This window comes from Citrobacter sp. Cf087, from assembly GCF_030334285.1.
GTDB lineage: Bacteria > Pseudomonadota > Gammaproteobacteria > Enterobacterales > Enterobacteriaceae > Citrobacter > Citrobacter freundii.
Window position 1 is genome coordinate 233,871 of sequence record NZ_JAOWED010000030.1, and the last position, 21,266, is coordinate 255,136.

Annotated in this window: 20 protein-coding genes; 11 read left to right on the forward strand and 9 right to left on the reverse strand. The window is 54.6% G+C overall.

Annotation, left to right across the window (positions count from 1 at the left end):
* Nucleotides 1–225: 225 nt before the first annotated feature.
* The 3 genes from purE (at nt 226) to mnmH (ending at nt 2,981) form a co-directional block, all read left to right on the forward strand.
* On the forward strand, nt 226–735 hold the full coding sequence (purE, locus tag OGV57_RS14975; protein WP_003021871.1) for a 5-(carboxyamino)imidazole ribonucleotide mutase: 510 nt from the start codon (nt 226–228) through the stop codon (nt 733–735).
* Complete coding sequence (gene purK, locus OGV57_RS14980) at nt 732–1,799, forward strand: 5-(carboxyamino)imidazole ribonucleotide synthase (protein ID WP_003835757.1); 1,068 nt, start codon at nt 732–734, stop codon at nt 1,797–1,799. The genes purE and purK overlap by 4 nt, the downstream gene beginning before the upstream one ends.
* A gap of 96 nt (nt 1,800–1,895) precedes the next feature.
* The gene (gene mnmH / locus OGV57_RS14985; RefSeq protein ID WP_054528162.1) at nt 1,896–2,981 is read left to right on the forward strand and encodes a tRNA 2-selenouridine(34) synthase MnmH; all 1,086 of its coding nucleotides are present in this window, start codon (nt 1,896–1,898) and stop codon (nt 2,979–2,981) included.
* Here mnmH and OGV57_RS14990 read toward each other — a convergent pair whose 3' ends face one another.
* The 6 genes from OGV57_RS14990 to ybbA all read right to left on the reverse strand — a co-directional run bounded on the left by OGV57_RS14990 (nt 2,982) and on the right by ybbA (nt 10,239).
* Nucleotides 2,982–3,641, reverse strand: a complete 660-nt coding sequence (locus OGV57_RS14990) for a methionine ABC transporter permease (RefSeq protein WP_003021866.1) — start codon at nt 3,639–3,641, stop codon at nt 2,982–2,984. It lies immediately after the preceding gene.
* Nucleotides 3,634–4,650: a virulence-associated ABC transporter ATP-binding protein SfbB gene (gene sfbB / locus OGV57_RS14995; protein ID WP_003835783.1), complete on the reverse strand. Its 1,017-nt coding sequence runs from the start codon at nt 4,648–4,650 to the stop codon at nt 3,634–3,636. Before sfbB ends, OGV57_RS14990 begins: the two co-directional genes overlap by 8 nt.
* 63 nt (nt 4,651–4,713) lie before the next feature.
* A complete protein-coding gene (locus OGV57_RS15000) occupies nt 4,714–5,544 on the reverse strand; it encodes a MetQ/NlpA family ABC transporter substrate-binding protein (RefSeq protein ID WP_003835785.1) in 831 nt (276 codons plus the stop codon).
* Between the two features lie 275 nt (nt 5,545–5,819).
* Nucleotides 5,820–6,953 carry a porin gene (locus tag OGV57_RS15005; RefSeq protein WP_003021860.1) on the reverse strand — a complete coding sequence of 378 codons (1,134 nt, stop codon included), beginning with the start codon at nt 6,951–6,953 and terminating at the stop codon, nt 5,820–5,822.
* A 188-nt stretch (nt 6,954–7,141) separates the two neighbouring features.
* On the reverse strand, nt 7,142–9,556 hold the full coding sequence (ybbP, locus tag OGV57_RS15010) for a putative ABC transporter permease subunit YbbP (protein WP_016149727.1): 2,415 nt from the start codon (nt 9,554–9,556) through the stop codon (nt 7,142–7,144).
* Nucleotides 9,553–10,239, reverse strand: a complete 687-nt coding sequence (gene ybbA, locus OGV57_RS15015; protein ID WP_044699413.1) for a putative ABC transporter ATP-binding protein YbbA — start codon at nt 10,237–10,239, stop codon at nt 9,553–9,555. Before ybbA ends, ybbP begins: the two co-directional genes overlap by 4 nt.
* Here ybbA and tesA point away from each other — a divergent pair.
* The 3 genes from tesA to OGV57_RS15030 are packed head-to-tail and all read left to right on the forward strand — an operon-like array spanning nt 10,210 to nt 12,545.
* Nucleotides 10,210–10,833: a multifunctional acyl-CoA thioesterase I/protease I/lysophospholipase L1 gene (gene tesA / locus OGV57_RS15020; RefSeq protein ID WP_032932667.1), complete on the forward strand. Its 624-nt coding sequence runs from the start codon at nt 10,210–10,212 to the stop codon at nt 10,831–10,833. The genes ybbA and tesA overlap by 30 nt on opposite strands.
* 28 nt (nt 10,834–10,861) lie before the next feature.
* A complete protein-coding gene (locus tag OGV57_RS15025; RefSeq protein WP_003021847.1) occupies nt 10,862–11,632 on the forward strand; it encodes an SDR family oxidoreductase in 771 nt (256 codons plus the stop codon).
* Nucleotides 11,633–11,690: 58 nt separating this feature from the next.
* Nucleotides 11,691–12,545, forward strand: coding sequence for a co-chaperone YbbN (locus tag OGV57_RS15030; RefSeq protein ID WP_054528161.1), 855 nt, complete (start codon nt 11,691–11,693; stop codon nt 12,543–12,545).
* 78 nt (nt 12,546–12,623) lie between these two features.
* Here OGV57_RS15030 and fetB read toward each other — a convergent pair whose 3' ends face one another.
* Nucleotides 12,624–13,403: an iron efflux ABC transporter permease subunit FetB gene (gene fetB, locus OGV57_RS15035; protein WP_054528160.1), complete on the reverse strand. Its 780-nt coding sequence runs from the start codon at nt 13,401–13,403 to the stop codon at nt 12,624–12,626.
* Nucleotides 13,390–14,067 (reverse strand): iron efflux ABC transporter ATP-binding subunit FetA, encoded by a 678-nt coding sequence (gene fetA, locus OGV57_RS15040; protein WP_003021838.1) that lies wholly within the window; start codon nt 14,065–14,067, stop codon nt 13,390–13,392. The genes fetB and fetA overlap by 14 nt, the downstream gene beginning before the upstream one ends.
* A 134-nt stretch (nt 14,068–14,201) precedes the next feature.
* Here fetA and OGV57_RS15045 point away from each other — a divergent pair, with 134 nt between their 5' ends.
* The 4 genes from OGV57_RS15045 to OGV57_RS15060 are packed head-to-tail and all read left to right on the forward strand — an operon-like array spanning nt 14,202 to nt 18,424.
* Entirely contained in the window at nt 14,202–15,119 is a 918-nt protein-coding gene (locus tag OGV57_RS15045) for an SPFH domain-containing protein (protein ID WP_003021835.1), read from the forward strand.
* On the forward strand, nt 15,116–15,574 hold the full coding sequence (locus OGV57_RS15050; protein WP_048233207.1) for an NfeD family protein: 459 nt from the start codon (nt 15,116–15,118) through the stop codon (nt 15,572–15,574). Before OGV57_RS15045 ends, OGV57_RS15050 begins: the two co-directional genes overlap by 4 nt.
* 19 nt (nt 15,575–15,593) lie before the next feature.
* Nucleotides 15,594–17,738, forward strand: a complete 2,145-nt coding sequence (locus OGV57_RS15055) for a PA5441 family protein (RefSeq protein ID WP_054528159.1) — start codon at nt 15,594–15,596, stop codon at nt 17,736–17,738.
* Entirely contained in the window at nt 17,708–18,424 is a 717-nt protein-coding gene (locus tag OGV57_RS15060) for a DUF3142 domain-containing protein (RefSeq protein ID WP_003835804.1), read from the forward strand. The genes OGV57_RS15055 and OGV57_RS15060 overlap by 31 nt, the downstream gene beginning before the upstream one ends.
* On the opposite strand, the gene cueR is transcribed toward OGV57_RS15060, so the two are convergent.
* Nucleotides 18,421–18,831: a Cu(I)-responsive transcriptional regulator gene (gene cueR, locus OGV57_RS15065; RefSeq protein ID WP_003021822.1), complete on the reverse strand. Its 411-nt coding sequence runs from the start codon at nt 18,829–18,831 to the stop codon at nt 18,421–18,423. The two genes, OGV57_RS15060 and cueR, sit on opposite strands and share 4 nt — an antisense overlap.
* Before the next feature lie 289 nt (nt 18,832–19,120).
* Between cueR and OGV57_RS15070 the strand changes: the two genes are divergently transcribed.
* On the forward strand, nt 19,121–21,265 hold the full coding sequence (locus OGV57_RS15070) for a TonB-dependent receptor plug domain-containing protein (protein ID WP_003847512.1): 2,145 nt from the start codon (nt 19,121–19,123) through the stop codon (nt 21,263–21,265).
* Nucleotide 21,266: the final 1 nt, after the last annotated feature.

Below are 21,266 nucleotides of genomic sequence, written 5' to 3' on the forward strand. Positions count from 1 at the left end.
CAGTTCCTCTTTACACAAAACTATTCGAGTTGCATCGAGGCGGCAAATCTGTGAGTCCCCGGGAGCTTACAAAAGTAAGTGACTGGGGTGAGCAGATGCAGCCAACAAAGAGGCAGCTTGAAGAGTGAAGTGTAAAGCGCGCAATCGTTTTCCTTGAAGGTTAATTATGCTATTCTCTGTGGCCTCAAAAGTCGAGTGTAGTGCACCACAGGAGTTTTCAGACGCATGTCTTCCCGCAATAATCCGGCGCGTGTCGCCATCGTGATGGGGTCCAAAAGCGACTGGGCTACCATGCAGTTCGCCGCCGAAATCTTCGAAATCCTGGACGTTCCGCATCATGTTGAAGTCGTCTCCGCCCACCGCACCCCAGACAAATTGTTCAGCTTCGCCGAAAGCGCTGAAGAGAACGGTTTTCAGGTGATTATTGCCGGAGCCGGTGGCGCAGCGCATTTGCCAGGCATGATTGCGGCGAAAACGCTGGTGCCAGTTCTCGGCGTTCCGGTGCAAAGCGCAGCGTTGAGCGGCGTAGATAGCCTCTACTCCATTGTTCAAATGCCTCGCGGTATTCCCGTTGGAACACTGGCGATCGGCAAAGCGGGTGCGGCCAATGCGGCCCTACTGGCAGCGCAAATTCTGGCTACACACGACAACGCATTACACCAGCGTCTGGACGACTGGCGCAAAGCACAAACCGATGAGGTACTGGAGAATCCGGACCCGCGAGGTGCGGCATGAAGCAGGTCTGCGTACTCGGTAACGGTCAGCTAGGACGCATGCTGCGTCAGGCCGGCGAGCCGCTGGGCATTGCGGTCTGGCCCGTCGGGCTGGACGCTGAACCGGCTGCTGTCCCTTTTCAGCAAAGCGTGATCACCGCTGAGATTGAGCGCTGGCCGGAAACGGCACTCACCCGCGAACTGGCGCGCCACCCGGCATTTGTTAACCGCGACGTCTTCCCGATTATTGCCGACCGTCTGACGCAAAAGCAGCTTTTTGACAAGCTCGGTCTGGCGACTGCGCCGTGGCAACTGCTGGCAGATAAAAGCGAATGGTCTGCGGTATTCGACAAACTCGGCGAGCTGGCGATCGTCAAACGTCGCGTCGGCGGCTACGACGGTCGTGGGCAGTGGCGTTTGCGCGCAAATGAAACCGCACAACTGCCGGATGATTGCTATGGCGAGTGCATCGTCGAGCGGGGAATCAACTTCTCTGGCGAAGTCTCACTGGTTGGCGCTCGGGCGCATGACGGCAGCACCGTTTTCTATCCGCTGACCCACAATCTGCATCAGGACGGCATTCTGCGCACCAGCGTGGTGTTCCCGCAGGCTAACGCCAGACAGCAGGCACAGGCTGAAGCGATGCTCTCCGCCATCATGCAGGAGCTGGGCTATGTCGGCGTGATGGCGATGGAGTGTTTCATCACCCCAGAAGGTCTGCTGATCAACGAACTGGCTCCGCGCGTGCACAACAGCGGACACTGGACGCAAAACGGCGCCAGCATTAGCCAGTTTGAGCTGCACCTGCGCGCCATTACCAACCTGCCGTTACCGACGCCGGTGGTGAATAATCCTTCGGTGATGGTAAACCTGATTGGTAGCGACCTGAACTACGACTGGCTGAAGCTACCGCTGGTACACCTGCACTGGTATGACAAAGAAGTGCGTGAAGGGCGTAAGGTGGGTCACCTGAACCTGAGCGACAGCGATACCGCGCGCCTTAGCGCGACACTGGAAGCGCTTATCCCCCTGCTGCCGCCGGAATATGCCAGCGGTATTATCTGGGCGCAGTCAAAGCTGAAATAAGCCATTAATGCCGGGGAATGGATTTTATCCTTCCCCGGCCCCTCCCCTGGCGCGTAAAATCCCCTCCATTGCTGTTTTGTATTTTCAGGATCAAACATGAACGATGGAACGGACTATCGCGCAATTCTGCTCGCTGGTACGCCTTTAATCGATGTACGCGCCCCCGTCGAATTTCAGCAGGGCGCCATGCCGGGCGCAATAAACCTTCCCTTAATGAACGATGACGAACGTGCTGCCGTGGGTACCTGTTACAAACGTCAGGGGCCTGAGGCCGCCCTCGCGCTCGGCCATCAACTGGTCTGTGGCGAGACTCGCCAGCAACGCATGAAGGCCTGGCTGAATGCCTGTCGTCAAAATCCTGCGGGCTACTTATGCTGCGCGCGCGGCGGCCAGCGTTCGCACATTGTGCAGCAATGGCTGCACGAGTCCGGTACTGACTACCCGCTAATACAAGGCGGTTATAAAGCATTGCGTCAGGCGGTGATTCAACTGACTGAAGAGTTGGTGCAAAAACCGATCGTCTTAATTGGCGGCTGTACCGGGAACGGTAAAACGCAGCTGGTGCAACAGCAGCCAAACGGTGTGGATCTCGAAGGTCTGGCGCACCATCGCGGTTCCTCATTTGGACGCACCGTCGAACCGCAGCTGAGCCAGGCAAGCTTTGAAAACCTGCTGGCGGTCGAAATGCTGAAAACCGACAGCCGTCAGGATCTGCGTCTGTGGGTACTTGAAGACGAAGGCCGCATGATCGGCGCTAATCATCTGCCCGAATGTTTGCGCGAACGCATGAGCCAGGCCGCTATTGCGGTGGTGGACGATCCTTTTGAGCTACGGCTGGAGCGACTGCGCGAAGAGTATTTTGTGCGCATGCACCACGATTTCACTCACGCTTATGGCGAGAGTCAGGGCTGGCAGGAGTACAGCGAGTATCTGCACCACGGTCTGTTTGCTATCCGCCGTCGTCTGGGTTTGCAACGTTTTGCCGAGCTGACCACCCTGCTCGACGTGGCTCTGCACGAACAGCAGGCAACGGGCAGCACCGACGCGCATATGGGCTGGCTGGTGCCGTTGCTCAACGAGTATTACGACCCGATGTATCGCTATCAGCTGGAAAAGAAAGCCGCGAAAATCGTCTTTCGCGGCTCATGGCAGGAGGTGGCTGACTGGCTTAGCGTACAGTAATCAATGTCTGTCGCGCTTGTCTGCGCGTTTCGCCAACCAGTCGCCCAGCACCTGAACGACCTGCACCAGAATAATCAGCGCCACCACGGTGACGATCATGACCTGGGTTTCGTAGCGGTAATAACCAAAGCGAATCGCCAGGTCGCCGACTCCACCGCCGCCAACGATACCGGCCATTGCGGAGTAACCGATCAGACTCACCAGCGTTATCGTCAGCCCACGCAGCAGACCCGCGCTCGCCTCCGGTAACAGAACGGTGCAGATGATGCGCATCGGGCTGGCGCCAAACGCTTCCGCCGCCTCGATAATGCCTTTATCGACTTCACGTAGCGCGCTATCAACCAGACGGGCATAGAAAGCAATTGCTGCTACCGAAAGTGGGACCGATGCCGCGATGGGTCCAATGGTATTGCCGAGCAAAAACTGGGTTAGCGGCAACAACAGAACCAGCAGGATCACAAACGGCACCGAGCGGATAATATTCACCAGCACGGAGCTGAGCAGATACACAAAACGGTTCTGCCAGAATAAATGCCGGTCGGTAACGAAAATAAGAAAACCGAGCGGCAGACCACCAATAATCGCCAACAGCGTAGAGATGCTCAGCATCTGGAAGGTTTCATTAAACGCCAGCGTCAAATCAGGCAATAAATCATCCACGAATCACCTCCACCTGTGCAGTACGTTGACGAATATGTTCCACGGCGACATCCACCGCAGAAGGGTTATGCGGCGCGGTCAGTTGCACCACCAGAATCCCCAGCGCACGTTCGCCGATATATTCAATTTTGCCGTGCAGAATGTTCACCGCCACGCCAAATTTAACCGCCACTTCTGACAACACCGGCTGTTCTGCCGAATCGCCGATAAAAAGAATTTTCAGCAACTGGCCGGGCAGATGCTGGCGCAGACGCTCAGGTAGCGTCAGATTGAGGGTATGCGACACCAGTTGCTGAGTGAAAGCGTGCTGCGGGTGAGCAAAAACATCAAACACCTCACCAGACTCCACCACCTTGCCACCGGACATCACCGCCACGCGATCGCAAATCGATTTGATTACGTTCATCTCATGGGTGATCAGCACGATCGTGATCCCCAACTGTTGGTTGATCTGCTTAAGCAACGCCAGAATCGTGGCCGAGGTTTCGAGATCTAACGCGGAAGTGGGTTCATCACACAGCAGCACATCCGGGTGATTGGCAATTGCGCGGGCAATACCCACACGCTGCTTTTGCCCACCGCTGAGCTGAACCGGAAAGCGGTTCGCCTTGTCTGACAGCCCCACCAGCGACAGGATTTCGCTCACGCGCGGGCCAATTTTACTGCGTTCCCATCCGGCAGCCTTCAGGCTAAAGGCGACGTTTTGTGCCACGGTACGGGTATGCATCAGATTAAAATGTTGAAAAATCATCCCGATACGCTGACGGGCTTTACGTAGATGCGCGCCTTCCAGTGCGGAAATTTCTACGCCGTTCACCTTAACGCTTCCCTGGCTCGGACGCGTTAAGGCGTTCAGGGTGCGCAGCAGCGTACTTTTCCCCGCACCACTGGTCCCAACAATACCAAATATCTCACCTGCGCCAATGCGCAAGCTAACGTCATCAACCGCCCGGGTTGATGCTCCACGGCCTGCGCTAAAATCCACGCAAACTTTCTCAATCTCAATCATAGCTACCTCAGAAATGCGAAAAGGGCAGTCGTCGCTGCCCCTGTTAACCCTTGTGCGCAGCGATTATTGGGCTACCGACATCCATTCCGGTTTCTGGAAGGCGCTGTAGATATTTTGCGGATCGTCGATCACCGCACGATACGCCGGAGATTTCACCGCCTCGACAATATCTTTCGCAAATGGTTTATCCGCATCTTCACTGCGTACCGCGATGATATTTTTCAGATTTTCGTCCAGGTGTTCCTGCTTGATGGCGCTGGCGAGATCCAGTTTTGCCGCTACGGCAAAGTTGCCGTTGACCAGCGCACCGGTCACACCGTCCAGCGTACGCGGCAGCTGTGCCGCTTCCAGCGGTTTAAACACCAGCCCTTTCGGGTTGCTGGCAATATCGCGCTCGGAGGCTTTAGTTGGATCGATGTTATCTTTGATGGTGATAAGGCCAATAGACTGCAGGAAACGCAGACCGCGAGCCAGGTTGGTGGGATCGTTGGAAAGCGTGATCACATCCCCTTTTTTCAATTCATCCAGGCTTTTGATTTTATGTGAGTAAAAACCCATCCCGGCCGTCGGGACCACAATCAGCTTGCTCAGTTTCAGGCCTTTATCGGCGGTGAATTTGTCAAAGTAGAGTGAATGCTGGAACAGGTTAGCATCGATGCTGCCATTGGAGAGCGCCATGTTAGGCTGCACGTAGTCGCTGAATTCGCGCACTACTACCTTATAGCCTTTCTCTTTCAGCGTAGGGGCAATGGCTTGTTTTACCATATCGCCGTACGGCCCAGGTGCGACGCCAAATACGATGGTGTGCGGATCACTGTTCGCATGAGCAAATTGTAATCCACAGGCCAGTAACAGCGCCCCGGTCGCGACGCGTAAACTCTGACGCAATCCCATAATCTCTCCATTTTAACGTTGTGGTGTCATGTCTCACGCCGTTCTTGCGGCGTTGTTCTTGTTGGCCTGTTAACAGGCTGATTGTTAACATGACACAGATCACAACCTGCTGTCCTTGAAATTATTTCATGATGTTGCAGAGTGTGTTTTTAAATGTGAGAAGGCATGAAAAAGCCGGATGTCGGCACAAGTGCCTTATCCGGCCTACAAATAACGCGATCCCCCTGCTCTCGTAGGCCCGATAAGCGCAAGCGCATCGGGCGGCAGGCGTTCGATTAGAAGTCGTAACGCAGACGCACCAGGTTCATGTCGCCCAGATTGTCGGTGCTGGAGGTGAAGACGTGTTCGTAATCCACACGGAAACCGTAATCCAGCTGGAAGCTGATACCCACACCGTTGTCGGTACGCAGGTAGTTACGGCCATTCACGTATTCAATACGATCGCCCATAAAGTATGGCTGCACGGATTTCAGCGCATACTGGCCAACCGGGAAGGTATATCCCGCAAAGTATTCCAGACCCCAGGCGTCACCGGCAAAATAGTCATTAACAGAGACTTTTTTGGTGGTCATGAAGTTTTGATACCAACCGCCGCCCAGCGAGAAGGTCCAGTTGTCCGGTTTCCAGCTCAGCGCAGTACCGACGATGTTTTGATCGTAGGTTTTGCTGGTGTTGCCACGCATTTCCGCGCGGGTGTAGTTCCACGCCGTACCCCAGGTCAGGTCATCGGTGATGTGATAATCCACACCCAGGGAGCCGCCGCCTTTACGTTTGTAGCGCAAACCGTTGTTCGGGTTGTAGTCATCGCTGAACAGATAAGACGCGTAAAGATCAACATCGCCTACCGTATTTTTATACTTCAGTGACTTACGTGTACGATAGGAACCGTCGTAGTCGCCATTGATACCGTTACCTGGCGCCTGGCCAATCATGTCGTAGTCCCAGATATCCGTTTTCGCACCCACCACATCATAGTAAATGCTGTTCTGTTGACCGAAGGTCAGCGTACCCCAGGTCGCGCTCTTCAGACCGGTGTACAGCATACGACGCGTAGTATCGTTGGCGCCGTTAGCATAGTGATTGTCCCAGTTGAACATCGCCGGGAAGTTAACGCCCAGCTCGTAATAGCTCACCCAACTGATGTCATCAAACAGATAGTAGTCAGCAGCGAAGCGGAAACGCGTTCCACCGTCGAAGCCATTACGTTTGTAGCCATTCTTACCATCGTCACCGGCCATATTCTGGAACTGCGGACGAATACTCCCGCCGACGGTGAAGTTAAGACGGCTCAGCGGGTTGCCCGCCTGCGGATCTTGTTTCAGGACCGTGATTTCCGCCTGGGAGGCGAAAGTCGTTAATGCCACTGCTGCGCCGATCGATACCGCCAGCGCCGTTTTTTTTATAGTCATTATTTGTACCTTGATAGATAGCCTGCCAATTATTCAGCATACAAATATTAACGTTTATTAATACACTCGTGTTGTCGGGTTTTTATTGTTCTGTGCTGTTAAATATCAATGAGTTATCATTTTGTGCTACATAGATAAAAAAACGCACCGATTTAAAAAAACCGGTGCGTAATCATCACGAATATGAATTAACTGCTGAACTGACGGAACAGCGCTTTGCCTTTAAGAAGACGTGAACCGAGCCATCCGCCGCAGAGAGAGAGCAGCAATGCCCCACAAAGCGGCAACACAACCCACAGCCGCCAGTCTGGCTCCCAGGGGAAATCAAACACGCGGGTTTGCAGCACCGCCAGCGCAGTTTCCGCCCCGATGGCCGCCACCAGTCCGGCGACCATCCCGAGCATCGCGAACTCGCACCACAGCGTGGTACGCAGCAACTTCTTACCCGCTCCCAGCGTGCGCCAGACCACCAGTTCCTGATGACGCTGACGCATCCCGACCTGCACCTGCGCCAATAGCAGCAACATACCGCAAGCGGTGACCAGCACTACCATCACCTCCAGCGCGCGGCTCACCTGCTCCAGCACCTGACTCACCTGTTTGAGAATGGCACCAATATCCAGCAGGCTGATAGTCGGGAATTCGCGGTTAAGCTGCGTCAGCATGCCGTTGCCGTTCTCCCAGCGAAAGCTGGTTAACCAGCTTTGTGGCTGAGCATCCAGCGCGCCGGAAGGGAAGATAAAGAAAAAGTTTGGTCGCAGGCTTTCCCAGTCCACTTTGCGCAGACTGCTGACCGTAGCGCTGAAATCCTGGGTATCCCCCATAAAGGTCACCCGATCGCCAAGCTTAACGCTCAGTCGTTTCGCCAGCCCCTCTTCCATCGACACTTCGCCCGCTTTTGGCGGCCAGCTCCCGGCAACGATCGGGTTATGATCCGGGCGGGTATCCTGCCAGGTCAGATTAAGCTCGCGGTTCAGCGCTTCATCCTGATTGCCTTCGGTCGATTTCTCATTGATCGCCGTCAGACGGGCCCGCACTATCGGGTAGAACGACTCCGGGATCACCTGATGCTCAGCAAGGAAAGCCTTCAGCGGAGCCACCTGCTCAGTGGCAATGTTGATCAGAAAATAGTTTGGACTTTCCGGCGGCATTTGCTGCTGCCAGCGGTCGAGGAGATCGCCGCGCAGCACCAGCAACAGCGCCAGCAGCATAAAGGACAGCGAAAATGCCGACAGTTGACTCAGCGTTGACCACGGCTGGCGCAACAGCCGGCTGACCGCCAAACGCAGCGGCAGCGAGGTCAGCGTCAGACCACGCAGCAGGTTAAGCAACATCCAGCCCAACACACCGCACAGCAGCGCCAGCACCACAGCCCCGGCCAGTACCGCCCACAGCAGCATACTTCCGCCCATCAATCCGGCCAGCAGCGCAACCACAACTATCGTTGCTACGGGCAGATAGACCTTAAGCGGCCAGACGTTTGCCACCACGTCGCGACGCAGTACCCGCAGCGGCTGCGTCGCCAGCAGCAAGCGATAAGGGCGTAGCCCCACCAGCAGAGAAATGACGGTCATCGTACCGAGTGCCCACAGCCACGGCCACAGGCTGGCGGGCGGCAGCTCACCGGGCAGAACTGGCTTCAGTAATACCACCAGCACCCGCTCAAATAACAGCCCGAACAGCCCGCCGGTCATGCCAGAAAGCGTCAGCACCATCAGCCACTGGCCGATAATCAGCTTGCGCAGCTGCGCCCTGCCCGCGCCGAGCGTTTTTAATATCGCCACCAAATCGTAACGACTGCGACAGTAATGATTCATCGCCACGGCAACGGCAGCAACCGCCAGCAGTAGCGTTAACAGTGCCGACAGCAGCAGGAACTGTTGCGAACGCTCCAGTGATTTCCCCAACGCCCCTTCATCCTGCTCCAGCCCATACCAACGCTGTTCTGGCTTTAACTGCGGAAGCAGCCATTTTTCATAGGCTTCCAGTTGCTGTGGCGTACCACCAAATTTATAGCGCCAGGTCACACGGCTTCCCGGCTGGACCGCCGCCGTTTTTTCGACATCCGCCATGTTCATCATCAGGCGCGGCGCTATCTGGAAGGGATTAAAACCGGAATCCGGTTCCTGCACCACTTCTCCGGCGATGCGCAGGGTGGCATCGCCAACGTCGATGGAATCACCGATTTTTAAGTTGAGTAGCGCCATCAGACGCGGGGCTAACAGCACTGAGCCCGGCTGCGGTTTCAGCCCCGGCGGATTGGTTTGCAGCGTGCCGTACATCGGATACACATCATCCACTGCTTTGACGTTCGCCAGTTGCGGCGTATCCCGGGCAAAGGTCATGGTGGCAAAGGTGAGCTGTTCACCCACCTTCAGACCACGCTGTCGCGCCTCGTCAATCCACGCTTTCGGTACGGCGCGCGAACTTTGCAGCGACCGATCGCCCGCCATAAACTCACGACTTTGCTGGCTCAACCCTTTTTCCATGCGATCGCTGATATTGCCAAGCGCCAGTACACAGGCCACCGCCAGGCTTAACGCCAGCCAGACAATCAGTAATGAAGGCGAGCGCCATTCGCGCCAGAACCAGCGTGCAATCATGCCTCCTCCTGCAACTGTCCGTTCACCAGGCGTAAACGCCTATCGCAACGCGCCGCCAACTGCGGGTCATGGGTCACCAGAATCAGGGTGGTACCGTGTTCCCGGTTCAGAGAAAACAGCAGGTCGGCGATTTTGTCTCCGGTCTGGCGGTCCAGATTGCCCGTTGGTTCATCGGCAAACAGCACATCAGGCCGTCCGTTAAACGCCCGTGCCAGCGCTACGCGTTGCTGCTCCCCGCCGGAAAGCTGGGCCGGAAGATGATCAAGGCGTTTTCCCAACCCCAGTTGCTCCAGCAGCGTTTTTGCCCCGTCACGACTTTTTCCGCTATTTTCGCCGCGTAGCAGCGCGGGCAGTTCGACGTTTTCCAGCGCGTTGAGGGTTGGAATTAACATGAATGACTGGAAGACAAAACCGACGTGTCGCGCCCGCAGCTGCGCCCGGGCTTCTTCGTCCATGGCGTGCAGCGCCTGCCCCACCAGGCTGACTTCACCGCTGGAGCCATCGTCCAGCCCGGCGAGGATCGCCAGCAGCGTGGATTTCCCCGATCCCGACTCGCCAATCAACGCAATGGTCTCGGCGCGTTTGACAACCAGTTCAACTCCGGTAAGGATGGATAGCTCTTGATCACCCTGACCGACGGATTTCTTAAGATGATGAACTTCAACAATGTTTTCCGCTGGCATTGGCCTTTCCTGTTCCTGGTCCTGTTAACTTTCCGCGCCGCCGCTGCGGACACGTTATTAATTCTGGGTGACAGCCTGAGCGCCGGATACCGTATGTCCGCCAGCGCCGCGTGGCCTGCGCTACTTAATGATAAATGGCAAACCAAAACGCCAGTCGTGAATGCCAGCATTAGCGGCGACACCTCGCAGCAAGGTCTGGCCCGTCTGCCTGCATTACTCAAGCAGCACCAGCCGCGCTGGGTGCTGGTCGAACTTGGCGGTAACGATGGCCTGCGCGGATTTGCGCCTGCGCAAACCGAACAAACCCTGCGCACGATTCTGCAGGATGTGAAAGCGGCAAATGCCGAACCGCTGCTGATGCAAATTCGTCTGCCAGCAAATTATGGTCGCCGTTATAATGAAACCTTTAGCGCGATTTATCCAAAACTCGCCAAAGAGTTTGATATTCCTCTGCTGCCATTTTTTATGGAAGAGGTTTATCTGAAACCCCAGTGGATGCAGGATGATGGTATTCATCCTAACCGTGACGCTCAGCCGTTTATTGCCGACTGGATGGCGCAACATCTCACTCCTCTAGTAAATCACGACTCATAAAACAACGGAGATCCTGACAGGTAAAGTTATGCAAAAATCGGTCTTAATAACAGGATGTTCCAGCGGAATCGGTCTGGAAAGCGCGCTTGAACTAAAGCGTCAGGGTTTTCAAATTCTGGCAGGCTGTCGCAAACCTGACGATGTCGCGCGTATGAACAGTATGGGATTCACTGGCGTATTGCTGGATCTGGATTCACCCGAAAGCGTGGATCGTGCCGCCGATGAAGTGATCGCCCTGACCGATAATCGTTTATATGGGATCTTTAACAACGCCGGATACGGTGTCTATGGTCCCCTGCCCACCATCAGCCGTGAACAGATGGAACAGCAATTTTCCGCCAACTTCTTTGGCGCACATCAGCTTACCATGCGCCTGTTGCCCGCTATGCTCCCTCACGGCGAAGGGCGTATCGTGATGACTTCATCGGTGATGGGATTGATCTCAACGCCGGGACGCGGCGCCTATGCCGCCAGTAAATATGCGCTGGAAGCCTGGTCCGACGCGCTGCGTATGGAACTGCGCCACAGCGGCATTAAGGTCAGCCTGATTGAGCCCGGCCCCATCCGTACCCGCTTTACCGAAAACGTCAACCAGACCCAGAGCGATAAGCCCGTCGAGAACCCCGGCATTGCCGCGCGTTTTACGCTGGGACCAGAAGCGGTTGTCGCCAAAGTACGTCATGCATTTGAGAGCGATAAACCAAAGCTACGTTATCCGGTTACGCTGGTGACCTGGGCAGTGATGCTACTTAAACGCCTCTTGCCAGGCCGCATAATGGACAAAATTTTACAGGGTTGAGTTGAAGCACGCGCGTCAGCCCCCATGTAACAAGAAATCGACAAAAGAGAGTAACTCCATGTCCACACAGAATATTGTTAACATTAACGAATCGAACCTGCAGAAGACCCTTGAACAGTCGATGACCACGCCGGTCCTGTTCTATTTTTGGTCTGAGCGCAGCCAGCACTGCCTGCAATTGACGCCGGTACTGGAGAGCCTTGCCGCCCAGTACAACGGTCAGTTTATTCTCGCCAAGCTCGACTGCGACGCCGAGCAGATGATCGCTTCTCAGTTTGGCCTGCGCGCCATCCCTACGGTTTATCTGTTCCAGAACGGTCAGCCAGTAGACGGATTCCAGGGCCCGCAGCCGGAAGAGGTTATCCGCGCGCTGCTGGAAAAAGTGTTGCCGAGCGAAGAAGAGCTGAAAGCGCGTCAGGCTATCGAATTCATCGAAGCCGGTAATCACGCGGATGCACTGCCGCTGCTGAAAGAAGCCTGGCAGATCTCCAACCAAAGCAGCGAAATTGGCCTGCTGCTGGCGGAAACGCAAATCGCCCTCAATCGTTCTGACGATGCCGAAGCGGTGCTGAAAACCATTCCGTTGCAGGATCAGGACACCCGCTATCAGGGACTGGTGGCGCAGATAGAACTGCTGAAGCAGGCGGCGGATACGCCGGAAATCCAACAACTGCAGCAGCAAGTCGCCAGCAATCCGCAGGATGCGGTGCTGGCAACTCAACTAGCCATCCAGTTACATCAGGTCGGACGTAACGAGGAATCACTGGAACTGCTGTTCAGCCACCTGAAGAAAGATCTCACTGCTGCCGACGGTCAGGCACGTAAGACCTTCCAGGAGATCCTTGCCGCACTCGGAACCGGCGATGCGCTGGCCTCAAAATACCGCCGCCAACTGTACGCACTGTTGTACTAATCCGTTTGATTTTGCCCGATGGCGCTTGCGCTTATCGGGCATACAAATTCTACCAATACCGATCCCTACGGCATCACATCACGTCTTCTTCAAATTCGTTACGACTAATTGGTGGCGCGAATTATAGAACTTCCGATAGGTCAGGTAGCAGGCAATAATGGTCGACAGGCTGGCGGTAGAAAGCAGCATAAACGTCACCATAATCTGATACTTAATCGCTTTTACTGGATCAATACCCGCGAAGATCAACCCGGACATCATCCCCGGTAAACTCACCAGCCCTACCGTTTTTGCAGAGTCGATCGTTGGGATCAGCGAGGCGCGAATGCTGTCGCGAATCAGCGGCGCAGAGGCCACTTTCGGCGTCGCGCCGAGGCTAAGTTTTTCCTGAATTTGCTGCTGTTCGCTGTTAAACCGCTGTCCCAGATTGTTGTAACACAGCCCCACTGCCACCATCGCATTGCCTGCAATCATGCCGGAGATCGGGATGACCTGCATCGGCGTGAACTCGATAGAGCCAGACAAAACCAGCACCGAAAGCGTTAGCCCCGCCCCCACCGTGATAGCGATAAACGACGAGAGGAAAGCTTTATCAATATATTTACTGCGCTTTTGTGCGTTATAAGCCGCGTTAAAGCAGATAAACAGCACCATCAGTAAGGTCAGAATACTGTGGTTAACGCCAAAAATATATTTCAGCACATAGCCGACGATAATCAGCTGAACCACTGCCCGGCAAACGCTCCAGAGAATATCTTTCTCCAGCGCCAGTTTTTCTTTGTGGCTAATCAGGATCGCCACCACCACCAGCATCATCGCTAATGCCAGGGACTCATTGGTAATATTATGCTCGTTCATTGCGTGCTTCCTGCATTTCTCCGGCGTGCGGTTGAAGGGTTATGACATTATCCGCATGCGTAATTTCATCTTTGTCGTGCGTCACCCACAGCACCGCAATATTCTTATCGCGAACATAGTGGTGAATTAATTCGTTCACATTACGTTTATTAGCCTCATCCAGCGCGCTGGTGATTTCATCAAGCAGCAGAATTTTGGGCAGAAACTGCAAATTACGAATTAGCGAGACGCGCTGCTTCTCGCCACCGGACAGCTCATTGATGCTTTTTTTGAGGATCGTCTCGGGGAGATCAAAATGGGCCAGATCGCTCAGAAACGCATCCGGCTCCGGACGTTTGTTACGGATTTGCCAGGGGAAAATGAGGTTGTCGTAAACGGTGTCACCAAATAAAGCAGGCGTTTGCGCACAATAGGAGACCTGCTGGCGATACGTTTCCGGCTTGAGGGTATTGATCTCCTTGCCTTCAAAGAGAATTTCACCGGCAGTCGGACTCATTAATGACGCCACAATCTTGAGTAACGTACTTTTCCCACAGCCGGACTGGCCGGTAATCAGCTTAAATTCTCCGGCGCGGAGATCAAAACTGATGTTATTGAGAACCTGCGTCTCCCCTGCCTGCCATGCGACATTTTTTAACTGAAGCAAAATACTGCTTTCTTCCATTACCCATTCCTTTTTTACATCTTTCGTGCAGACAGTCTATCCCTGTAATTTATTATAAGGGAGCCCACCTTGATAAATCGGGTATAATTTGATTAATGAGGCAGTAAAGGACAGCACAACAGGAGGTTTCATCAATGCTCATTTTTATTCCTATTCTTATTTTTGTCGCGCTGGTGATCGTCGGCGCTGGCGTCAAAATCGTCCCGCAGGGATATCAGTGGACGGTAGAGCGTTTTGGCCGTTACACCAAAACCCTGCAACCGGGTTTAAGCCTTGTTGTGCCGTTCATGGACCGCATTGGTCGTAAGATCAACATGATGGAACAGGTGCTTGATATCCCTTCTCAGGAAGTCATCTCCAAAGATAACGCCAACGTCGCAATTGATGCCGTGTGCTTTATTCAGGTGATCGACGCGCCGAAAGCGGCCTATGAAGTCAGCAACCTGGAACTGGCGATTATCAACCTGACCATGACCAACATTCGTACCGTTCTCGGTTCGATGGAACTCGATGAAATGCTTTCCCAACGCGACAACATCAACACGCGCCTGCTGCATATTGTTGATGAAGCCACGAATCCCTGGGGCATCAAAATCACCCGTATCGAGATCCGCGACGTGCGTCCTCCGGCAGAACTTATCGACGCGATGAACGCGCAGATGAAAGCCGAACGTACCAAGCGCGCCTACATTCTTGAGGCCGAAGGGATCCGTCAGGCAGAAATCGTCAAGGCCGAAGGTGAGAAACAGTCGAAGATCCTTAAAGCGGAAGGTGAACGCCAGTCCGCGTTTTTACAGGCTGAAGCGCGTGAACGTTCAGCAGAAGCCGAAGCTCGCGCAACGCAGATGGTGTCTGAGGCCATTGCTGCTGGGGATATTCAGGCAGTGAACTACTTCGTGGCACAGAAATACACCGAAGCGCTGCAGCATATCGGCTCCTCGAATAACAGCAAAGTGGTGATGATGCCGCTGGATGCCAGCAGCCTGATGGGCTCTATTGCCGGGATCGCCGAACTGGTTAAGGACAGCGCCAGCGAGCGGAAAAAATCATGATAGCGATGATTCTGGTGCACCCGCACATCTTCTGGCTCAGCCTCGGCGGTTTGCTACTCGCCGCCGAGATGCTGGGCGGCAACGGCTATCTGCTGTGGAGCGGCGTTGCAGCGGTGATTACCGGTCTGGTCGTCTGGCTCGTTCCGCTAGACTGGCCGTGGCAGGGGGCGATGTTCGCCGCCCTCACCCTGCTGGCGGCGTGGCTGTGGTGGAAATGGCTGGCAAGGCGCGTTCAGGAGCAGAAACCCGCCGACAGCCATCTTAACCAGCGCGGACAGCAGCTGGTTGGCCGACGATTTATTCTGGAAACCGCCCTGGTCAATGGTCGCGGACACATGCGCGTCGGCGACAGTTCCTGGCCCGTTAGCGCCAGCGACGATTTGAGCGCCGGTACGCAGGTTGAAGTCATTGCCGTTGAAGGGATAACCCTGATTATTAAAGCGGTATCACATTAAAAAGACAGGAAATAAGACTATGGTCAGGAAGACACCCCTTGCCTTTGCCCTTTGCACATTACTGACCGCCGCCCCGCAGGCATTCGCCTCTTTCGATATGGAAGACTGCAAATGGAGCGACGACAGCTGCCTGCTGAAAGGCACGCCAACCTTTAACCCTGAAAACGACAGCCGCGACAACCTGCTGCGGCTGCTGAGCCAGGAAAAATCATTTGCTCTGCCGGTGCAATCAATGCCAGCGGATATCACCCGCTCCCGGGATTTCTATTTTGCCTATCACCCGCAATGGGATGAGGCAACCTCACAGCCAGCCGCTGCTCCGGCATCCGCCGCAGACAGCCCACTCTCCCGACAGATGGCCGAACTGAACATTAGCGCAGACGAAATAAACGTCAACGACGCTGAGCTTGAGAACCGTCATGTTTCGAATAACACCGAGAGCGTCAGCGCATTTTTTGCCGCACTGCTGGCCGACTCGACGTTAACAGCGGAACAGCGCCAGGCCTTAGCCCAGGCGCGTACGGGGCTGCTATCCGGGGCAACCCGCGAGCAAATTGAGTCTTCACTTGCCACCCTCCCGGCTGATTCACCGGCTCAGTCCTATAAAAATTATCTGGCCGCAGCTGCCAGTTTCTATGCCGGTGATTATGCCAGCGCCGAACGGGATTTCACTCAGCTTGCCAAAAGTGAGCGCCCGTGGCTGGCAGAGACCGCGCAATACATGCTGATGCGTGCGGCGTTGAACAAGAGCAGCCAGAACAGCGTAGGCGAGTACGGCGATTTTGATATTGCAAAAATTAACCGCGAGGACGCGACTCAGGCTCAGACGCAGGCACAAGCCTACCTGCAACGCTTCCCGCAAGGCCTGTATGCCGACTCCGCGCGCGGTATGCTGCGTCGCATAAACTGGTATTTACAGGCGTGGCCGCAGCTGGCCGGGTTGTATGAGCAGACGCTCCAGCAGTCGGCTGACGCTCGGCAACTGCGTGAAATTGTCATCGAATACGATAATGTCTACGGTATGGCGTTCTACGAACAGTCCGTGGTGGAAGCATTCCCCGATGCGCCGCTTGTCAGCTATATCGAACTACTGCGCGCGCTGCGTCTGGATAACAACAGTAAACCCACGCTGACCCAGGCGCAGCTCGATGCCAGCAAACCGGTGTTTGAGCAGAGCCAAAAACTACCGCTATGGCGCGATCTGCAACTGAATCTGTGGCTGGCGACGGAGAGCTACGCGGCGATTATTCAGGCAGTTACGCCAGCGCAGAAACTCGCCATTCACGATACCCTCGCCTTCAGCGAACAAGTGCTGTACGGCGAAGCGCTGATGGGCCAGAAGAACTGGAGCGCGGCGCGTGATTTCTGGCTGCAGTTGCTAAAACTCAGCCAGGACAACGAACAGCAGCAGTATGTACAGGCTAAGCTCGCCGCAACGCTGGTTTATAGCGGCGACGTAGCGGCGGTATTTGCCCCAGAAAGCGCAGTAACCAACCTGCGTTTTCGCTCGCAGATACTGAAAACAAAGGCCTCGCCTGAACTGCTGCGCCAGCAGGCCGTCCATGGACCTAACAATGAAGAGCGTACCATCGCCCTGCATACGCTGCTGGTACGCGATCTTACCGAAAACCGCTTTGGCGACTGGTTGAATGACAGAAAACTGGCCAGCGCCATTACTCCGCCGGTTATTGGCGACGCGTTTGATGACGTTAATCTGAGTATTTTCGACTGGAACGGCGACGCTGCCGAGCGCGGTTACACCTGTCGCAGCCTCAATGAAACGGTAACGGTATTGAGCAAAAAAGCGGATGATGCCCACGCGCTGAACTGCTTAGGCGAATTCTTCCGCACCACGCAAACCCACGTCGATTTGTGGAAAAACAGTGCTGGCAACGACGTTCTTGAATCAGCAATATCGCGCAAGGAGCCGTTCGGTCAGTTCGACAGGCAACGCTACTATCAGCAGGTGATCACTTCGCCGAAAGCAGAGGTTGAAGACAAGAGCTTCGCGCTGTATCGCGCCATCATGTGCTATGCGCCGTCAGGCTCTAACGAGTGCGGCGGTGAGGAAGTGGATAAACTGCAGCGTAAAGGCTGGTTCACCCAACTGAAAACGCAGTATCCGGGAAGTCCGTGGGCGCAAAAACTCAAATACTACTGGTAACCGCGCTGCTGACAGGCCAGCCGCAGGCGGCGGATATCGTCGCCGCCCGTGAGCATCCGGCCTTCTGGCTGTGGTCCGGCGTGAAGGCCAGTGACGAACTGAAAGACGCGCAAACGGTCTATCTGCATCAGGGTGAGGTGCTGGTTCGTTCGGGTAACGTGGTTTTCCAGCGTCTCGGGCTGCCGGTCAGCCGCCTGTCTTTTCCCTCGATCTGGCTGACCGTGCGCTTTACCACGCTCGACGTACCGGAGGCGATCCCGGCTCGCATCATAAGATTGATGCAACGCTGGCAGACCGCCGGGAATCATGTGCTCGGCCTGCAGGTTGATTTTGACGCGGCGACCCATCAGCTTGCCGATTACGCCCGCTTTCTGCAGCAATTACGCCAACAGTTACCGGCCGAGTTTGCACTTGGCGTGACTGGACTGCTGGATTGGGCAAAAACGGGCGACGTCGCCACGCTGAATGCGCTGGCGGTCGATGAACTGGTGGTCCAGAGCTATCAGGGCCGTCATACGGTAACGAATTATCAGGCGTATCTGCCCGCACTCAGTCGTCTGCGCATTCCGTTTAAGCTGGGGCTGGTGCAAAACGGTAGCCGGGACCCGCAGGCTGAAGCGCAGCTTGAGAAATCCCCGTGGTACCGCGGCACGGTGGTATTTATGCTTAATCCCCCTCGCCGTTAAGCCTTCGCTTTATGGTGGCAGCAGCCGGAGAGGTTATCAATGATCGGGCATTCGGCGCTGTCATCGCCAGGGCAACTCTCCGCCAGTGCCAGCAAATGCAAGCGCATGGCCTGCAGCTCGCTGATATGCCGCTCAATGTCCGCGACCTTTTCTAAGGTACGCTTTTTCACATCTGCGCTATGACGCGCCGGATCGTTAAACAGATTCACCAGTTCGCCGCACTCTTCGAGATTAAAACCCACCTGGCGTGCCTGGCGCAGCAGCGTAAGTTCATTCAGATGCTGTTGGTTGTATGTGCGATAGCCATTTTCGCTACGCAGCGGCGGCGTCACTAAGCCTTTTTCTTCATAAAAGCGTATCGCTTTGCTGGTCAAACCGGTTCTTTTCGCAACATCGCTAATATTCACATTTCCCCCGCGGATCTTGTTGGTACTGAGCCCATTATAGCCCAGATTGTCCTAATGATTGACCCGAGAACCCTGCACATTTTCCACCCTCACCGCAATGCACAAATCCTTTTAATTCACATTGTTATATCCGATTCAGATCACATTTATGCATTTAATGACTGCACGAAATTGACTCAAATCAAAAGATATATTGGTTCTACATCTTTCATCTTGAACAAAGGGAAACAATTTTATATATAAACGCGAATGATAATGATGATCATTTACATTCAATAAAGGTTCTCTTATGTTGCCACGGAATAACCAAAGGCCATTTATTCTTTCAGCCCTGACATTATGCATGTCCGGCGCCGCTTTTGCAGCTACCTCTCCAACACACGCTTCTACGTCTGACGAAGACACGGTTATCGTCACGGCTAACCGCACAGAAAGTAGCCTTTGGGATAGCCCAGCAACCATCCAGGTTATCGATCGCCAGACGCTGCAAAACTCCACCAGCGTTTCTATTGCTGATGATTTACAAGATATTCCCGGCGTCGAAGTCACCGATAACGCCCTCGCAGGGCGGAAACAAATTCGTATCCGTGGCGAAGCGTCTTCGCGGGTGCTGATTTTGATCGACGGCCAGGTCGTCAGTTACCAACGTGCCGGACAAAACTACGGAGCCGGTTTGCTGATTGACGAATCCGCGCTGGAACGGATTGAAGTGGTCAAAGGCCCTTATTCTGTCCTCTACGGTTCGCAGGCGATTGGCGGTGTCGTAAACTTTATTACCAAAAAAGGCGGTGATAAGCCTCTCGGCGGCAGCGTTAAGGCTGTTTATAACTCCGCAACGGCAGGATGGGAAGAGTCGGCAGCGGCCTGGGGCAGCATCGGAAACTTTGACTACCGCATCAATGGCAGCTATTCCGACCAGGGGGACCGCGATACGCCTGACGGAAGATTGCCCAACACCAACTTCCGTAATAATGGCCAGGGCGTATGGCTGGGTTACAACTTCGATCGCCACAAAATTGGGCTCTCCCTCGATCGTTACAAACTGTCTACTCAAACCTGGTTTGACGATCCAGAGGGCCAGTTCGACGACTTTAGCGTCAAAATACCTAAGCTCGAACGCGAGAAAATCGGTCTTTTCTACGACTACGCGGCCGATGGGGATTACCTGAAGAACATCCATGTTGACGCATACAGCCAGACAATAGAGCGCAAATTTGAAAACCGGGTCAAAACGACCCAGGTTATCCCCAGCCCGATGATTAAAGCGCTGACGGTCAGCAATCAGACCAATACCAACGACAAACAGTATACCCAAGGGGTAACGCTACAGAGCAACTTCTCCCTGCCTGCTAACAACGAGCTGGTGATTGGCACTCAATATCAGCATGACAAAATAAAACAGGACACGGACGGCAGTACGCGCCAGACCGCAGCTACCGGCTTCTTCGATACGCAAACACGTACCCTGTCATACAACGAAGCGGAGCAAAGCAACACCTCATTGTTCGCGCAAAACGACTGGCGCTTTGCCGATGACTGGACGTGGACCGTAGGCGCACGCCAGTACTGGCTGTCTTCGAAGCTCAAGCGCAACGATACGCAAACCCTGCAAAGCAGCGGCAGCACCTGGCAATCCACCGGAGGAAATTCCGTTCACGATGATGAACTGGTGACCTCAACCAGCCTACGCTATTCCGGTTTTAAAGATCTTGAACTTCGGGCTGCATATGCCCAAGGCTATGTCTTCCCCACGCTGACTCAGCTGTTTATGCAGACGTCCGCAGGCGGCAGCGTAACCTACGGCAATCCAAACCTGAAGGCGGAACACTCGAATAACTATGAGCTGGGTGCACGGTATAAAGGGAATATGTGGCTGATTGACGGCGCCATTTATTACTCCGAAGCCAAAGACTATATCGCCAGCCTGGCCTGTTCAGGTCAACCCGTATGCAGCGGTAATACCACCTCTTCACGGGGCGGCTATTACTACTACGACAACATCGATCGGGCCAAAACCTGGGGCATGGAACTCACCGCAGAATACAACGGCTGGGCAGTTTCACCTTACCTGAGCGGTAATCTCATTCGCCGTCAGTACGAAGGCAATACCCTTAAAACCTGGGATACCGGCGAACCCACTCTGACCGGGCGCGTCGGCCTGAAACATACCTGGTTGATGAACGCCGCTAACCTGACGTCCGATGTCTTTATCCGCGCGGCGTCCAGCGCCAAAGATAATACCGGCACCAAGGAAATCAACTACCCAGGCTGGGCCACGCTTAACCTTGCATTCAACACCGAGTTCGGTCCGCAGGATCAGTATCAGGTCAACCTCGCGCTCAACAACCTGACCGACAAGCGTTACAGAACCGCGCATGAATCTATTCCAGACGCTGGTTTCAATGCCGCCGTTGGATTTGCGTGGAATTTCTGAC